A 17,398-nucleotide genomic window follows, 5' to 3' on the forward strand; every position below is an offset into this window, starting at 1 on the left:
CATTAATTCTAATGTTTTGAACATGAATTGTCAATGTGTAGCCCTACTCCCATGATATCTTTCACCACATATGCTACAGAAAAAATGTGGTAAAGAAAAAATATATTATATCAACAAGTTTAGAGAAGAAAAACCGTCAGCAAACCATGAAGGCAGCGGTTTGGCAACAGGTACCCTGACACCGCTCATTACCATTTCACGATATACATTACCTGATATTTGAGCTATGTTTATCATTGAATCATTAATTAAACTGCTCTCGTACATGCATACCCTTTCACCACTCACACACAGATCCTTGGATGAAAATACTATATGCTTTCTGCATGTTATAGGTCTTACCGGGTATATAGAACACCCATTATCGCTATCTAAGAATGGACATGGTATTGATTGTTTGAGATAGCTCATTTTTACACGTTCATTTGACATCTGAAGAGAACTTGGCTGAAACTTTAATATACTCTTTACCTTTTCTGATAACTGCCCAACCTTATTTTCATCAAAATTTTCATTAACATACCTTCTAATATTTTCTGCTTCAATTACAGCTGTTTCTACTATTGCACAGCAGCAATGCCAACACCCCTTGTCACATGGACTATATTTCTTAAATTCATCAATTGCATCATCAAATGTTAGGTAAACATCCTTTAAAAGAGTCAGTCCATTTTCCATGCTAATATTCAAGGGTTTCTTCGTCTCCTTGTCCAAAAGCTCTTCCAATAATTCTTTTACCCTTTCCCTTCCGGACTCTATCTTTGTCTTATTATATACTATCTGTTTGCCTTCATAGTTTTCTGTACCAAGGTACTCTAAATCTCCATCACAACATTTCTTATATTTTTTTCCGCTGCCGCATGGACATAGGTCGTTCTTTCCAATTAACATTCCCATTTTATATTCCCCCTACACTTATACTATATAATTTTTATTAATCACTTTTAAGATATACTGATATAATAACGGATTTTTCTTATTTATTCTATATCAATCTCTTAATATAGACATAAAAATCGCACTAATTTTATATATTCAAATTAAGGAATGAAATATACAAACAATTAATGCGATTTATCTTCAATAGCTTATTTATAAGTCTCCATACATCTTTCAATTACTGCAAATGCTTCTGCTCTCGACAACTTAGTATTAGGCCTTATTTCATAGCCTTTATAACCCTTTATTATATCAAGTTCATATGCCTTATTTATATATCCTGCAGCCCATGCAGGTATTTTTTTAGTATCTATAAATTCTGGCAAAGTATTTGCTGATTTCTCATAACCAAAAGCTTTCATTGCCATTACTGCCATTTCCGCACGCGTCACATATGCCTTCGGCATGATTTTATTATTTTTATAACCATTTATTATTCCCATTTCTGAAGCTTTAATAATATAACCTAAAGCCCACTTGGAAATCTTATCATTATCAGCAAAAGACGATTTCTTCTCTTTACTGGGTTCATAACCTGCCGCTGTTAGAAGTAACTTTATAAATTCCTCTCTTGTAATCAATTTATTCAGCTTAATGGTACCATCTTTATAACCTGATATAAATCCCTTCACTGATAGATCATTAACTGATTGTTCAGCCCAATGTCCTTTTATTTCCTTAGAATAATCTGCTGATGGGATGTTAGGTGTAGGTTCCACTTTAACTGCAGGTGCCGGAGTATATGTTACTATAGGTGCTGTTGATTCCTGTACCGATGCCATTTCTGCTGTTGACTCCGGTGTTGGTTCTGCATTTACTGTCGGAGTGGTTGTTTCAATGGTCGCATCGTTTTGGATCTGTATTTTTACAGGCTGGGTATATAGATCATAAGTGTCTCCAGCTGCATCTGAAAGCTTTGCACTATAGCGAAGAGTCACATATGCATCACCCTGTTTTTGAGCTGTGATTTTATTCCTATTAACATGTAGCTTATCTCCGCCTGTTAACACTATAATCTCAGGAACAACCTCCTTCACTTCACCTTTATAGGTTTTCACATCTGCCTTTAATGATATAGATTCACCATTTTTAATGACATACTGACTTTGTTCGGAAGTTATTTCTGCAGCCCAATTGGAAAAAAACTGGGCACAATTTGTTGTCATGCTGCAAATACCCATTTTGAAGTACTTTTTAATTGTCGCCTTATCAATAAAAGTCCATGGACATATAACCATTCCTCTATGCTTGCTTATTTCCAAAAATTCTTTGCTAATATAAGAATACTTTGGCATGAAGCTTGAATTCAATGCCTGAGCCTGAAATAATGCAGATCTTAGTGACCCATAGACATCCAGAGAGCTTAAAGAACCGCTATAAAGAAATCCCAATGACATTCCAGGCATTATTTCTTTCATCCTCTTTAGCTGATCCTCTTTAAAAGAAATTGTGACCAAATGTGAATCATATCCTGTCTTCCTGACTAAATCATTATATAAGCCTACAGTAACCGGATCACTACCTTTTATTTCAACAAAAATAACCTGATCTTTTCCTGTAAACTTCTCAAAATACTGGTCAAGTGTCGGAATTTTTGCCGTCGGGTATTTTATAGGAAACTGTTTATTTACAAAATACGTTGAAAGCTCTTCAAGCGTTTTGTCAAATACTTTACCTGACCCGTTTGTTGTACGGTTAATGGTTTCATCATGCATAATAACTAAATGCTGATTCCCATCTTCACCAACCTTTGTCGGAAAGATGTCATTTTCAATAGTATCTGCTCCTAACTGAAAAGCAAGTTCACAACCTTCTATTGTATTTTCAGGTGCAAGCTTTGGAACCCCTCTATGCCCTATTAGAAACGGCCTTCTCACAATAGTTGTGTCATGGTTGTAAAGAGCCAATGCTTGTCTTGCCAACTCAGGTGAACCGGTTACAATACCGTTCGCTCCTGCTGTGATAATGTTGTGAAGTGCTACAAGCTTTATATCCAGCGATGAATTATCCGATATTGTCTCCTTGGGCCATACTGTAATTAGTCTCTGTTGAAGAAACTTAATATTATACCTTGTTGCTCCATCTTCCGGGATAACTGCTACCTTTGAAAGGCTCCTATTTACAGTATTCATAACATTCATAAGCTCATCGGTACTGGCACTAGAAGACAAATTGTCGAATTCAACAATTCCCCTTACAAATGTATATATTTCTCTTGCTTGTTTTACAAGGGCCGGATTCTTTGATACGACAAAAGCATCTTCTATCATATTATTTTTCAAGAACTCTGCAATGGCTTTTGCTGAATCTGCATCATTAACTCTGAATGCAGGTATCACCCTGGATTTCATAGCCTCATACATTGTGCTTACAGTTCCTATAACACTGTTTGAATTGTTTTCCAAAACTTCAAGGTTGTTATTAATTGAAAGAATAGCTGTAGCTGCAAGTCCATTGGATACTATCCTGTCAAAATCCTCCCTACTGTTAATCTCACTTACTATTGTAGGAGCCATAGCAATTTTTGTATCAGCCTCAACAACTCTCGAATAATTATCTTCATTCCGTATCATTCCAGGCATTTGTTCTTCCAATAAGGTAATTTTTAAATTATCTATCCTCATCTTGCTTCCTTTAGCCTGTAATCCTATTCCGCCCTCAAGATAACTAACTGCCTGGTCTGTTTCGATTAAAGGTATATTGTTTATCCATTCCTGTATTCTATTTGAATAAGCTTTTATAGTATAATGATACATTTTGTTTTCATTTATAGCTTCTGTAAAAAAGGCATTCTTTTTAACTTTCCATTTATCAGCACCTGTATATTCAGCAAATTCAACCCCATTCTTAACTGTTGCATCCTTTCTTACAGTCATTTGATAATATGGATAATCATTATTTTGAACACGGTAAATAATAGAATTCCAGTTATCTTCATCACTTGAGGTCAGATTGGTTATATCTGCCTCAATGGAGTAATTGCCAAAATTGGCCAAATATTCTGGTAATAGTATTCCTGCAGGATTATCATGAGATGTTCTTGCATCTATCTCAAACGCCCCATTTTTTACTCCTATTTTTGATGCAGAGGTTCCTTTCTTCCTTGTCCATCCATAAGGTATAGTCCCCTCAGGCAGCATGTCGAATTTTTCTTCATATAACACAAAACTTTCTTCAAAGCTTTTCCTTGTAAATAACAACACTTTTGTGGAAATACCATCCTTGGTTACTGTAGCTGTTGTATTTCCTGTCTCAACAATTTGAATACCACCATTAATGTACTGTGCTATATTGGGGTTGTCAAATGACCACTGACACTTTTCTCCTGTTACTTCTCTGGAAGTATTATTACTCATTTTCTCAATAAATTTTATATCGGACAATTTTATTTCATTTTTGGTTGCCAGAATATATCCTTTATCATGGGAAATGGAAACAGGCCTTACTTCTGTCGCAGAAGGAACTACATTAATGTCTATATCCTTCTCTACATTATAGTAGATAATCTTTATATTGCATCTTCCGGCTTTTAAAGGATATATTTTGCCATCATCTACCCTAAGAACCTTTTCATTAGAAGAGTACAGTTTGACTTTTTCAGATGAAACAGATTCTTTAGTCACTCCATCGGAAAAGTCAGCAGTAAAAGTTGGAATTATAGGGCTTGATAACGCTTCCATAGAAGAAGGTATATCGGTATTTATGTCGGTAACAGAAAGTCTGGTAACCTTAACATTGTCAAAGGCTACCTTGCACTGGTCAGCTTCAAAGCCAACCTTACCCCTTTCCAAAATATTTTCATCAAGTGTCTTGTCCGCTAACAAATCAAAATGTAAATCTCCACTAGCCTTAATATATTCCTTGATATTTTGATCAAATACACGCACTTTCATCGTATATGATTTGTTAAATTCAAGAATACCTTTATTCCAATTTCCTATAAAAGGTATTGACCATTTGTTATCCAAATCCCTATAGGATATTTCCCAAACTCCCGACTTTCTTATTGATGCCTCATTGTATGGATTTTTGCCATTTGAAGGTACTCGAAACATAATAGATGCCCACCGATTATTATCCATCACCGCATCAAAACAAACATCTGCCTCTATTGTGTAGTTATCCCATTGCACAGGTGCTGTTATTCTAGCCTGTTTTCCTGAACCTGATCCGTCGAAAACCAACGAATTATTCTCATCCCCATCCCATAAAAATTTTCCAACACTAATGGAAGGGCTTCCTTCGTTAGCATCTGATATCCAACCCATTGGTATATCTCCTGTACTATAACCTTCAAAATTCTCCTCCAGCAAAATACTGTTAAAAGAATCATCCTTTACAATATTATCAGATAGAATTATAGTTCCATATTCGCTGGTATCATTCCAAAAGCCTTGTTTATATGCACTCCATGCTTGAGAAACTTTTGAACCATCCGAATCCTTATCAGTAATGCTTAATTCAAACCCCAATGATTTTTTCAAATATGGATCAAAGGAAAGCATGTCCCAAGGAATTGCAGCTTCACATATCCATCCTTCGCCATATGTATTTATAGAACGAAGAATCTTCTTTTCATCCTTTCCGACATGATTTTGGGAAGAACCAAAACTGAATCCGGGAGTATTGCTATTTGGCCTATATGCAAAGCTTGCCTCCATATCACTGGATATATGAGGCGAAGACTGATGGGTTGTAGGATCGAAGAACATTGTTATATTATCCTGTTCATCCCAATTACCATTAAAATCATGAACAAAGTCTGCGTCTTCTTCTTTAACATCAACAGCTATATAAAGGTAAGTGTTGTCCCACAGCATTCCGAATTTAGCCTCTGTTCCGTTAAAGCCGCTCCCTAAATAGCAGGAATCAACCTGAGCACTAACTTTTTCTTTCCAAACGCTTTCATCTATCTTTCCGTCTATTTTAGGCGGAACTGATGTTTTACTTATCTCAAGTGATTTTCGCATATTAATATCTGCCGCATTTACGTTAAGTAAGCCAATACTCTGTACTACCATAATAAGCGATATTAAAATGGAAACAATCTTTTTCATTTAATTACCCCCTAGGAAATAAATAAATAAATTTATATAAAAATTATAAAAATTAATTAATTTTTTATGTAGTATAAAACATAAAATAATAAATATCCTTCTATTAGGAATTTAATTAATTCCAGTCAATACTTATTAACCATTATACTATAATAAGTGTTAAATATACAATCTAAAGGTATATTTGCTAAATAATAGAAGAGGCCTGACTTGAGGTCTATTAAAAAATGTATTATTTTATATATTATATCTTTAGGATACCATCAAATTTATTTTTTTAGAATGACTTATTTTTAGGTATTTGACATATTTTTCGATTATTTCATTTATAATGGTTAAAAATAAAACCACGAAGTGATTTAACTGTGTAAAATGCACAATAATCTCCTATACATTAAAAAAGCCAATGCAGCTATAACCGCATCGACTTTTTCTTTCTTTGTATTATCTTCTATTTTTTTACCCATTTTATTTTTCATTGGTTTTTATAGCTATATAACCCCAATCACAGAAATTGTCTTAAATCTATGAGACGTGTAACCCTATCTTGAATATCAGGATATTTCATTTTTCTGTCATAGAGATATGACTTAATTCCTATTTTTCTTGGGCCTTCATAATCACATACATAATCATCACCTACAAAACATATATCATGAGTGCTGACACCAGACTTTTGAACAGCTTCATCATAAATATTTCTGTGAGGCTTCCGCCAGCCATTTTTTACAGAAGTGACCACAATCTGAAAGTAGTCTATAATGCCTGTCTTACGCAACAAGTCTTCAATACCGTCATCCACAATAAAATTTGAAACTACACCAATTTTATATTTATTTGATAAATACTCCAGCAAACTCACCGTTTCATCTTCCACATAGCACCTTTCCGAATAGTTTTTCCAGTAATTTTGATGTATGCTGTTTAAAATCATCTTGCTGTTTTCGTTTATGTTTTTTCTATCCAGCATAAACATGAAACGCTCCGTAATGCTATGCTCTTTATATTGAGGGAGATTTTCATCGATTGAATCAGCTGCCAATCTATATTCATCAAAAAACTCTTCAAAGTCCTTCCATAAATATTCAACCCCGCATCCGTTATAAGCCCAGAAAGCATAATCTCTTCTTTTAGGCAGCTGCGTCATATCAATTATAGTTTCCATGCAATCAAACAGTATGAATTTTATATTTATCACTCCATTCAAAATCCGGCAAAATACTTGTGAAAGGTTAGATCATCTGTCAACTCAGGATGGAAGGATGTTGCCAACATATTATTCTGTCTTGCCGCTATAATTTTACATTCATGGACGGCAAGCACCTCAACATTTTCTCCAGCCCTTTCAATCCAAGGTGCCCTTATGAACACCAGTTCAATAGGATATTCTGATACCTTATCCATTACAGCACTGCAGGAAAAACTATCCAACTGGCTGCCGTAAGCATTTCTTCTTACTTCAATATCCATAACCCCAAGATGAATACTGTCTTCCTCAACAATTTTCCGGGCCAGCAGTATCATTCCTGCACAGGTTCCCCATACAGGCATTCCGCTATGTATTCTATCCACAAGGCAGCCTGAAAGATTAAAATCCCTTAAAAGCTTTCCTATAGTAGTGCTCTCACCGCCCGGAATAATAAGACTGTCTATTCTTTCAATATCCTTTTGGGATTTAACTTCCACAGGCAAGACATCATTAAGCCTTTGAAGGCTATTCATATGTTCCCTGTATGAACCTTGTAATGCCAATACGCCGATTGTCTTCAAACTTACCAACCCCTGTCGGACAATATGTTTTCAGGCTTTATCTCTGAAATCTCCAGACCATACATGGCTTCACCCAAATCCTCGGAAACCTCTGCTATAATCTCAGGATTTTTGTAATAAGTCGTTGCCTTAACAATTGCCCTAGCCATTTTCTCAGGATTTGAGGACTTGAATATCCCTGAGCCCACAAATACCCCTTCACTTCCTAAATGCATCATTAAAGCTGCATCCGAAGGTGTTGCCACTCCACCGGCCGCAAAATTAACAACAGGCAGCTTCCCTTCTTTAGCAACCTTTACAACCAGCTCATATGGTGCGGCAATTTCTTTTGCAAATGTCATAAGCTCTTCCGAAGGAAGGTTCATAAGCTTTCTGATTTCTCCCATTATAGTTCTCATATGCCTTACAGCTTCAACTACATTACCTGTTCCTGCCTCACCCTTAGTCCTAATCATGGAAGCCCCTTCACCAATTCTCCTTAAAGCTTCACCGAGGTTTTTTGCTCCGCATACGAATGGGATTTTAAAGTCATGTTTATCTATATGGAAGCTTTCATCTGCTGGTGTAAGTACTTCACTCTCATCAATATAATCTATTCCCAATGCTTCCAAAACTCTTGCCTCAACAATATGGCCGATCCTGCACTTCGCCATAACAGGAATTGATACTGCCTTCTTAATCTCCTTTATCATCTTAGGGTCTGACATTCTTGCAACGCCGCCCTGTTTCCTGATATCGGCAGGTACCCTCTCAAGTGCCATTACAGCAACCGCTCCAGCTTCCTGGGCTATCTTTGCTTCCTCAACATTTGTAACATCCATTATTACGCCGCCCTTTAACATTTGGGCAAGATTTTTGTTAAGCTCATATCTTTCTGACATGCTATCCCCTCCAACTGTATCGATACACATTATAGGTGTACCGATAAATTTTATAGATTATAGCACGCCTTCATATAAATTACAATACAAAAAATTACTCCAAAGCTTGTGAAAGATCATAAATCAGATCATCAACATCTTCAATTCCTATGGATATTCTTATCATATCAGGCGAAACCCCTGCTGCTTTCTGATCCTCTTCCGACAGCTGTGCATGTGTTGTGCTGGCCGGGTGTATTACCAGAGACTTTGCATCCGCTACATTTGCAAGGAGTGAGAATATCTTAAGTTTCTCGATAAACCTCTTACCTGCCTCTACCCCGCCTTTTATTCCAAAGGTAAATATGGATCCAGCTCCCTTTGGAAGGTATTTTTGTGCCAGATCATAGTATTTATTACCTTTTAGTCCCGGATAATTAACCCATGAAACATTAGGATGAGCTTCTAAAAATCCAGCAATTTTTAGAGAATTTGAAACATGTCTTTCAACCCTTAATGAAAGTGTCTCAAGACCTTGAATAAGCAAAAAAGAATTGAATGGGCTTATAGCCGCACCTGTATCCCTTAATAACTGTACCCTTGCTTTTACAATAAACGCTACAGCTCCCGCTGCTTCAACATATTTTACTCCGTGATAGCTGGGATCGGGTTCTGTAAGACCGGGAAATTTTCCGCTGCCTGCCCAATCGAAGTTTCCAGAATCAACAATCAGACCGCCTATTGATGTCCCATGTCCACCTATAAACTTGGTTGCAGAGTGGACAACTATGTCGGCACCAAACTCAATAGGCCTTATTAAATATGGTGTTCCAAAGGTATTGTCAACAATAAGAGGAATTTTATTATCATGGGCAATTTTAGCAACAGCCTCAATATCAATGAGGTTTATGCCAGGATTGCCGATAGTTTCGATATAAACCGCCTTGGTTTTTTCATTAATAGCTTTTCTGAAGTTTTCAGGATCATCCGGATCTACAAAAATTGTATTTATTCCGAGCCTGGGAAGTGTTGCTGCAAAAAGATTATATGTACCTCCATATAAAGTGCTTGCCGAAACGATTTCATCTCCGCTGCCGGCAATATTCAAAATGGCATATGTTATGGCAGCAGATCCTGAAGCTACAGCCAAGGCTGCTTTTCCGCCTTCTAATGCTGCAATCCTTTGTTCCAATACATCATTTGTCGGATTCATAATCCTGGTATAAATATTTCCCGGTTCCTTAAGTGCAAACAGATTTGCAGCATGTTCAACATTTTCAAAAACATATGATGTTGTCTGATATATAGGCACAGCCCTTGAACCAGTCGTAGGATCAGGCTTTTGTCCTGCATGTACCTGAAGAGTATCGAATTTCAGCTTTCTTTCACTCATATTATCAGTCTCCTTTATATTTAACTTTATTTTTCCTATATTATTACTCGGTTTTTATTTAAAAAATCACAAGCAATTTTGCATCCTTATCGTTGTGAGAAATTATGTTGTAGAATATACTATAATTTTGTACCATTTAATACTTATATATAATACATATCCGGGGAATTACCACTTATTTTCTTGTATTCATTAACAAGGTCCTCCAAGGTAAGAGAATCCACAATGCTGTTTATACTTTCATTGATCTTATCCCATACATTCAGCTTTATACAGTTCTGAATGATACTTTGGTGTGATATATTATCCTCAAGACCTTCATCAACAACCGATAGATCTCCTTCTAAAGCCCTTAATATACTGCCTACCTTTATGTTAACAGGGTTGTCAGCTAATACATACCCACCTTGTGCCCCTTTAACACTCTTTACCAAACCGGATTTTCTAAGAATTGAAAAAACCTGTTCCAAATAATTTTCCGATATGTCCTGTCTTTCGGCTATACTGCACAATGAAACATGATCACCTGCCGAGTTTACGGCTAAGTCAACCATTGCCCTTAATCCATATCTTCCTTTTGTTGAAAGCTTCATAGATTACCCTACCTTTTCCCTACTATTCCTATTTGTTTTATGATACATCTTATTTACTGGCCTGTCAATCATTTTTCTTATTATAAGGCATGATTGAAATATTACTTCCCGTTTTGAGCGTGTGTTCACGAGTTAAGTTAACACGAAAGCGAAATTATTATACGGGAAGTTATATTTTCAACATGCCTAACCATTTTTAAGTTGATTCAAATCAAATGGAGTTTGCTGGTATACATAGTAGTTAAGCCAATTTGAAAAAAGCAGGTTTGCATGCCCTCTCCACTTGACAATAGGCTCTTTCGCAGGATCATCATCAAGAAAATAATTTTGCGGAACTTTAATGTTAAACCCTTTTGAAACATCCCTATCATACTCAGCTTTCAAAGTAAGAGGATCATATTCGGAATGGCCTGTTACAAATATTTGCCTTCCACCCTTGGTTTTAACAATATACACCCCTGATTCATCAGATTCCGAAAGTATCTCCAGATCATTTATTTTCTCAATGTCTTCCCTTCTAATGCCAGTATGCCTTGAGTGAGGCACAAAAAACTCATCATCAAACCCTCTAAAGAGCATAACATTCTTCTTGTTTATCCTATGCTTGAATACACCAAACATTTTTTCAGACAATGGATATTTGGGTATTCCATAATGGTGGTAAAGTCCCGCTTGGGCAGCCCAACAAATATGAAATGTTGAGTACACATTAGTAATGCTCCAACCCATTATTGCTTTTAGCTCGTTCCAATATGTCACTTCTTCAAAGGGCATTGTCTCAATAGGTGCTCCAGTTATGATAAGACCATCAAACCTTTCGTTCTTTACAACATCAAAAGTTTTGTAAAAAGTTGCAAGATGCTCCTCAGGAGTATTCTTTGATATATGTGTCTGGGGATGCAAAAGTACTATATCAACCTGAATTGGGGTATTACCTACAAGTCTAAGCAGCTGTGTCTCAGTGACAATTTTTGTCGGCATAAGATTTAGAATAGCTATTTTAAGAGGCCTAATATCCTGATGTATAGCCCTTTGTTCAGTCATGACAAATATATTTTCATTTGACAGAATCTCCGCAGCAGGTAGATTATCAGGTATTTTTATCGGCATATGGTACCTCCTTATAATATCTTCTTATATAAAAATCAAATGTAAATGATAATTGATTTTTTGCAATTTTAATTCCAAGTTAATTTATATGAATAATATATTTATATTATATCTTTTCGCTTCTTTTTTCAATACAAAAAGAAATTATTGATATAAAAAAACGACCTGCATATTTTTTCTGCAGATCGTCTAGCTCTTTCACCTTAAGCCCTTATAAGTATTATTAACCCCTACATTTTCATGTTCATATCCATATGAAGCAATTCAGGGTTTAACATTCCGAATATCATAGCTATATGTGCAACTACAAGGAATATTCCTACAAAAATAGAATGTAATTTAAGTCTTCCCATCTCATCCCGCTTTCTTCCTATGATGCCCATTTCAAGTAATGCCATTCCAAGCAATGGAACTATTCCTGACAAATAAAAGCCCACAGCGATTACATCAGCTGGTCCCCTCCACTCACCCTTATCCTTTGATCATTAAATAATATAAGCTTCTTATAATATATCAGCTCATTATGTAGATTTTATGAAGATCCTTAAATACTTATTATACTAAGCTCTTCGCAAAACACATTCGTGTATAATAAAAGTATATTGTGTATAAAAAATTCCCAAAATAAAATATAAACCACTTTTAATCAGACAAATGATATAATACTGCGTATTATAGTATATATATATATCAATAGAGGTGAATCTCATGAAGAAACTGTATTTATCACATACTGATAAAAAAATAGCCGGTGTATGCGGAGGTATTGCAGAATATTTAAACATAGACTCAACTTTAGTCAGGCTTGGTTTCGTTATATTAGCCTTGGTTGCTTTTAGTTCGGTTTTTGTATATATAGCATGTTGGTTTATATTTCCAAGCGATGAGTTCTAGACTATCAAATAAAGCAACGAAGGGATTTTGTAAACATTAAAAATAGCCAACTCAATTACGCTTATTGCAGTTGGCTATTTGAAGACCTAAAATATTTTTTATTTGTCGTGATTTATTTTTATATATATGTATATTAACTCAAAATCATAATTAATATTTTAATTATTCCTTAACTAACTTTAAGTTCCAGTCTGAGTTTATCTGCTACCATTGCTATAAACTCAGAGTTTGTAGGCTTCCCTTTTCCCAAGTTTACAGTATATCCAAAGAGGGAGTCTATTGTATCAACCTGACCTCTACTCCAGGCAACCTCAATAGCATGGCGAATTGCCCTTTCCACTCTACTAGGAGTAGTATTATATTCTCTTGCTATAGATGGATAAAGCTGCTTGGTTATGGAATTTATTACGTCAAGGTCCTTTACTACCATTATTATAGCATCTCTTAAATACTGATACCCTTTTATATGTGCTGGCACTCCTATTTCATGCATAATGCTTGTAACCTCAGCTTCAAGGTTTCTTGGTGAAGGAGAAAAAACAGTCGGCCTGTCGTTTGAATGCTCGGATATCAAGATTGATGACTGGTTTACATCCTTAAGCTGCCTGATTCTTGATACAAGTATATCCATATCAAATGGCTTAACTACATAGTATTCCGCTCCTAGCGATAACGCACGCTGTGTTATCTTATCCTGGCCTACTGCTGATAGAATTATAAACATTGGTTTTTTGCCCATCTGAATGCTATTAACCCTCTCTAACACTCCAAGTCCATCAAGATGAGGCATAATTATATCCAATATTGCAATATCCGGTCCGTTGCTTGCAATCAAATCGAAAGCCTCCAGGCCATCTCTTGCAACTCCTACAACTTCAATATCACTTTGATTGTTTAGATACTCTGCTAATATATCACCAAACTCACGATTATCATCAGCAATAACCACCTGTATTTTTTTACCTAACAATTTAATTCCCCCTCAGCTTTTGTAAAAATTATGAATTCCATAGATATTATATTTCTGTTTCGACAAAATTTCAAGTCCAAATTGCTAATATTTAGGAATGTTAGTTTATTTGTACCAGCTTTTTTTTATTTTAGTATTCATAGATAAGACTTTGCATGGACTTGTAAAAGCAAGTTTATTAACATAATTTCCTGGACATAGAAGATCATTTCCCTAAATGAAACTTCCACCATTATTCTTAATATAATTATATACCATATTATTGATATTTCCCAGCTTTTAATTTTCGTTATTTCCCTGAACAATAGCTATGCTAGAAATATTTTTCGATAGACGCAAAAGATTAAACTGTGTTTTATTTAATAAATAGGTGCTTTAAACATGTCCGTTTAAGCACCTACATATTTTTGTAACATAAACTTTAGTATTTAAATGGACATATCAGCTGACTTTCTCCAGATTCTGGACATTTGTGCTTACCGTATTCTTCATCATCTTCTCAATAAAAATTCCATATCCTCGAGTAGGGTCATTGACCAGAACGTGCGTCACAGCACCTACTATCCTTCCATCCTGTATTATGGGACTTCCCGACATACCTTGTACTATTCCTCCCGACAAGCTCAAAAGCTCTGGGTCTGTAACTTTTATTACCATTCCCTTTGCACTGTCCAATTTCTGCCTCGAAACCTTTTGAATTTGTACATCATATTCTCTAACATCACTTCCATCAATATTGGACAGTATTTTAGCAGGGCCTTCCCTCAACTGACTCTTTAAAGCAATGGGGTAGAGCTTACCTTCTATCCTTGAAGCTGCATTATCATCCAAACTCCCGTATATCCCGAATTCAGAATTCTTGCTTATTGCCCCAAGTCTTTTTCTCTGTTCCATAAAAATTCCTTTCAATTCACCTGGTGCACCCTGTTTTCCTTTTTTTACAGATAATATTGTTGATTCTAATATCTCCCCATCTTTCACAGGCATTATCTTACCCGTATCAAGATCTGTTATACCATGCCCTAATGCACCAAAGCTTTTCGTACCAGGATCATAAAATGTAAGCGTCCCTATGCCGGCTGTACTGTCTCTAACCCATAAACCCAAATGATATTTGTTATCATCTGATGACTTGACAGGCTTAATGTATTTATTTAGCACTTCATCTCCATGCTTGATGCTCAAATTTATATTCTGTCCTCCACTGTTATCAATCTGCTCAATAAAATCATTTATTGAGACCAAATCATTTCCATTAGCTTGTAAAATTAAATCTCCCGGTTTTATACCGGTCTGTTTGGCTGGAAAGTTTTTATTTCCAGATAGATCTTCAACATCTGAAACACCAATCACAAGAAGTCCTTTTGTCCTTATTTTTACACCAATGGTATTTCCGCAAGCTATAACTTCCCTGCTTGGGACTACATTGATTTCCATGGTCTTCACAGGGATTAATCCAAATAAATTCATTCTAAGATTGACGCACCCCTGCTTTAATGACTTTAATGAAAAAGGATTGGTAAGTCCCACATCCAGGGTGCTTGCACTTGTTACCCCCATCTTTTGGCTAAGGAGGCTGATAACCCCTTCTCTATCAGCTTTTATGCTTACCAGGAATGGGCTTTTAAAATCATATGCAAAATCATCCCCTTCTGCCAAGGTCAATTGACCTGGTATTACATTAAGGGTTTGGGAATAACTAAGTAAGACTACCAAAATGCTTATTATTAGAAAAACTAAAATATTTTTTCTCTTATTGTTTGAATTCATCATTTATATCTCCCGGCACCAATGTCATATATATTAACACTTTTAATACATAACGTTTTCTTTTCATTCCTGCCTTAATTAAGGAATGACTAAAATATTGCTTCCGGTTTTGTACGAAGTTTATTGCGGAAGTTATATTTTAGTCATTGATAATGATAAGTTAACCTTTTATAACTTTTATTATTCAAACAAATTAATGCATTGAAGGTAAATAAAAAAACAGCCGAGTAATTATCCCGACTGTTTCTTGTAGTTAATATGTGTTATTAACTTTTATTTCCCAATCATACTTTAATTATTTCCAGAATCAATTTTGAATTTTTTAGCATTCTTAAGTATTTCCTCAGCATGCTTTAGTGTAATATCTGAAATATTGGCCCCGCCTAAGATTCTGGCTATTTCATTTTTAATTTCTTTGTCATTGATCTTGCGAATACTTGTTTTTGTCTGGTTATCAGCTGATTGTTTTTCTATCTGAAAATGCTCATCGGCCATGCATGCTATTTGTGCAAGGTGGGTTACACATAAAACCTGGTGACTTTCTGATATTATGGAAAGCTTCTCTGCAACCTTTTGTGCAGCTTTTCCGCTTATGCCTATATCTATTTCGTCAAAAATAAGGGTTGGAATGTCATCAACATTTGCAAGTATTGTTTTAATAGCAAGCATTATTCTTGACATTTCACCACCGGATGCTATTTTTGAAAGAGGCTTTAATGGTTCACCTGCATTAGGAGAAATCAAAAACTCCACCCTGTTAAGCCCATTAGCTAAAAATTTGTACTCATCATTTTCATCTTTTTCTGAGTTGAACTCAATATTAACCTTGAACTGTGCTTTTTTCATTTCCAGCTCTTCAAGCTCTTTTCCAATCTGTTCCTCCAAAATCTGTGCTGCCTTATTTCTTTCATCATTTATCTGTGAAGCAATTCCAAAAAGCTCATTGGATGTACTTAGGAGCTTTTTACTAAGCTCATTTACAATCTCATCACTTTTTATTATTTCTTCATATTCCGCTTCAGCTTTATTTAGATATTCTAAAATCGCTTCTATTGTATTGCCGTATTTTTTCTTAAGCCTTACAATAAGGTCAATTCTCTCCTCTATTTGTTCCAATAATTCAGGGCTGTATTCTATATTATCCCTTTCTTTTCTAATATGCTCCACTATATCATCCAATTGATATAATATCTCTTCCATTTTTACCGACAGCTTTCCATACTTTTCATCCAGCTTGGAAATAGAGTTCAGTTGTGATATGGCATCGCTGAGGCTGTCATAAACAGAGCTTTTTATATTGTTTCCGGAAAAAATATTTTCATATACACCCGATAATGCCTCAATAATTCTTTCAGCATTGGAAAGAACGTTCCTCTGCTTGTTTAACTCTTCATCTTCTCCTACCTTAAGCTTTGACTTCTTTATCTCATCTATCTGATACCTTAAATAATCGATTTTCTTTTCCCTGTCATTTTTATCGCCCGCAAGGGACCTGATTTTGTTCTTTATATCTTTATATTCCACAAGCAGAGCTGTATAATTTTCTTTAAGAAGGTTTATCCGGCTTGCTCCAAAGGAATCTAAAAGGTCTATATGGCTTTCTGTGCGGAGCAATGACTGGTTGTCATGCTGCCCATGAACATCAATGAGCTTGCTTCCAAGCTCTTTTAACATTGAAACAGTAGCCATTTTTCCATTTATTCTGCAGCTGTTCTTTCCCGCCAATGTAAACTCCCTTGAAATAATCAAGGTACCGTCTTCCTCAGGCTCAACACCTATCTCCCTTAGAAGCTCCTCTATATTGTTACCTTTTACCTGAAAAACCGCTTCCACAGAAGCCTTATCCTTACCAGTCCTGATCAGATCCTTTGAAAGCCTCTCTCCAAGAATTGCATTTATTGAATCGATAATTATAGATTTACCTGCCCCAGTCTCACCGGTTAATACATTTAAGCCTTTTCCAACTTCGATGCATATCTTCTCAATCAAGGCAATATTCTGTATTTCAAGTTGTTGAAGCAAGTCATCACCTCCAATAATCA

The 17,398-nt window shown here is 35.6% G+C and carries 12 protein-coding genes and 1 pseudogene; 1 reads left to right on the forward strand and 12 read right to left on the reverse strand.

All coding sequences use genetic code 11. The features are described 5' to 3' along the window. Nucleotides 1–105 precede the first annotated feature (105 nt). From Bccel_RS31405 to Bccel_RS09660, 9 genes and pseudogenes are all read right to left on the reverse strand, one after another. Nucleotides 106–897 carry an SEC-C metal-binding domain-containing protein gene (locus Bccel_RS31405; protein WP_036946874.1) on the reverse strand — a complete coding sequence of 264 codons (792 nt, stop codon included), beginning with the start codon at nt 895–897 and terminating at the stop codon, nt 106–108. Between the two features lie 191 nt (nt 898–1,088). Further along, the gene (locus tag Bccel_RS09625; protein WP_050753328.1) at nt 1,089–5,996 is read right to left on the reverse strand and encodes an S-layer homology domain-containing protein; all 4,908 of its coding nucleotides are present in this window, start codon (nt 5,994–5,996) and stop codon (nt 1,089–1,091) included. A 505-nt stretch (nt 5,997–6,501) separates the two neighbouring features. Then, entirely contained in the window at nt 6,502–7,194 is a 693-nt protein-coding gene (locus Bccel_RS09630) for an HAD family hydrolase (RefSeq protein ID WP_160317708.1), read from the reverse strand. A gap of 5 nt (nt 7,195–7,199) precedes the next feature. Next, a complete protein-coding gene (gene pdxT, locus Bccel_RS09635; protein WP_036946880.1) occupies nt 7,200–7,766 on the reverse strand; it encodes a pyridoxal 5'-phosphate synthase glutaminase subunit PdxT in 567 nt (188 codons plus the stop codon). 2 nt (nt 7,767–7,768) lie between these two features. Beyond that, nucleotides 7,769–8,647, reverse strand: a complete 879-nt coding sequence (gene pdxS, locus Bccel_RS09640; protein WP_036946883.1) for a pyridoxal 5'-phosphate synthase lyase subunit PdxS — start codon at nt 8,645–8,647, stop codon at nt 7,769–7,771. Between the two features lie 94 nt (nt 8,648–8,741). After that, entirely contained in the window at nt 8,742–10,019 is a 1,278-nt protein-coding gene (locus Bccel_RS09645) for a homocysteine synthase (RefSeq protein ID WP_036946886.1), read from the reverse strand. Between the two features lie 143 nt (nt 10,020–10,162). After that, a complete protein-coding gene (locus tag Bccel_RS09650; RefSeq protein ID WP_036946889.1) occupies nt 10,163–10,612 on the reverse strand; it encodes an RrF2 family transcriptional regulator in 450 nt (149 codons plus the stop codon). Nucleotides 10,613–10,798: 186 nt separating this feature from the next. Next, nucleotides 10,799–11,722 (reverse strand): homoserine O-acetyltransferase MetA, encoded by a 924-nt coding sequence (gene metA, locus Bccel_RS09655; RefSeq protein ID WP_036946892.1) that lies wholly within the window; start codon nt 11,720–11,722, stop codon nt 10,799–10,801. Between the two features lie 230 nt (nt 11,723–11,952). Next, a pseudogene (locus Bccel_RS09660) lies at nt 11,953–12,183 on the reverse strand (DUF6803 family protein); the annotation flags it as partial. A 247-nt stretch (nt 12,184–12,430) separates the two neighbouring features. Between Bccel_RS09660 and Bccel_RS09665 the strand changes: the two are divergent. Beyond that, complete coding sequence (locus tag Bccel_RS09665; protein ID WP_036946895.1) at nt 12,431–12,616, forward strand: PspC domain-containing protein; 186 nt, start codon at nt 12,431–12,433, stop codon at nt 12,614–12,616. 169 nt (nt 12,617–12,785) lie between these two features. On the opposite strand, the gene spo0A is transcribed toward Bccel_RS09665, so the two are convergent. From spo0A to recN, 3 genes are all read right to left on the reverse strand, one after another. Further along, entirely contained in the window at nt 12,786–13,586 is an 801-nt protein-coding gene (gene spo0A / locus Bccel_RS09670; RefSeq protein ID WP_036946898.1) for a sporulation transcription factor Spo0A, read from the reverse strand. 441 nt (nt 13,587–14,027) lie between these two features. Then, nucleotides 14,028–15,359 (reverse strand): SpoIVB peptidase, encoded by a 1,332-nt coding sequence (spoIVB, locus tag Bccel_RS09675; protein ID WP_036946901.1) that lies wholly within the window; start codon nt 15,357–15,359, stop codon nt 14,028–14,030. 288 nt (nt 15,360–15,647) lie between these two features. Then, nucleotides 15,648–17,378: a DNA repair protein RecN gene (gene recN, locus Bccel_RS09680; RefSeq protein WP_036946904.1), complete on the reverse strand. Its 1,731-nt coding sequence runs from the start codon at nt 17,376–17,378 to the stop codon at nt 15,648–15,650. Nucleotides 17,379–17,398: the final 20 nt, after the last annotated feature.

This window comes from Pseudobacteroides cellulosolvens ATCC 35603 = DSM 2933 (assembly GCF_001262605.1).
Taxonomy (GTDB): Bacteria; Bacillota; Clostridia; order Acetivibrionales; family DSM-2933; genus Pseudobacteroides; species Pseudobacteroides cellulosolvens.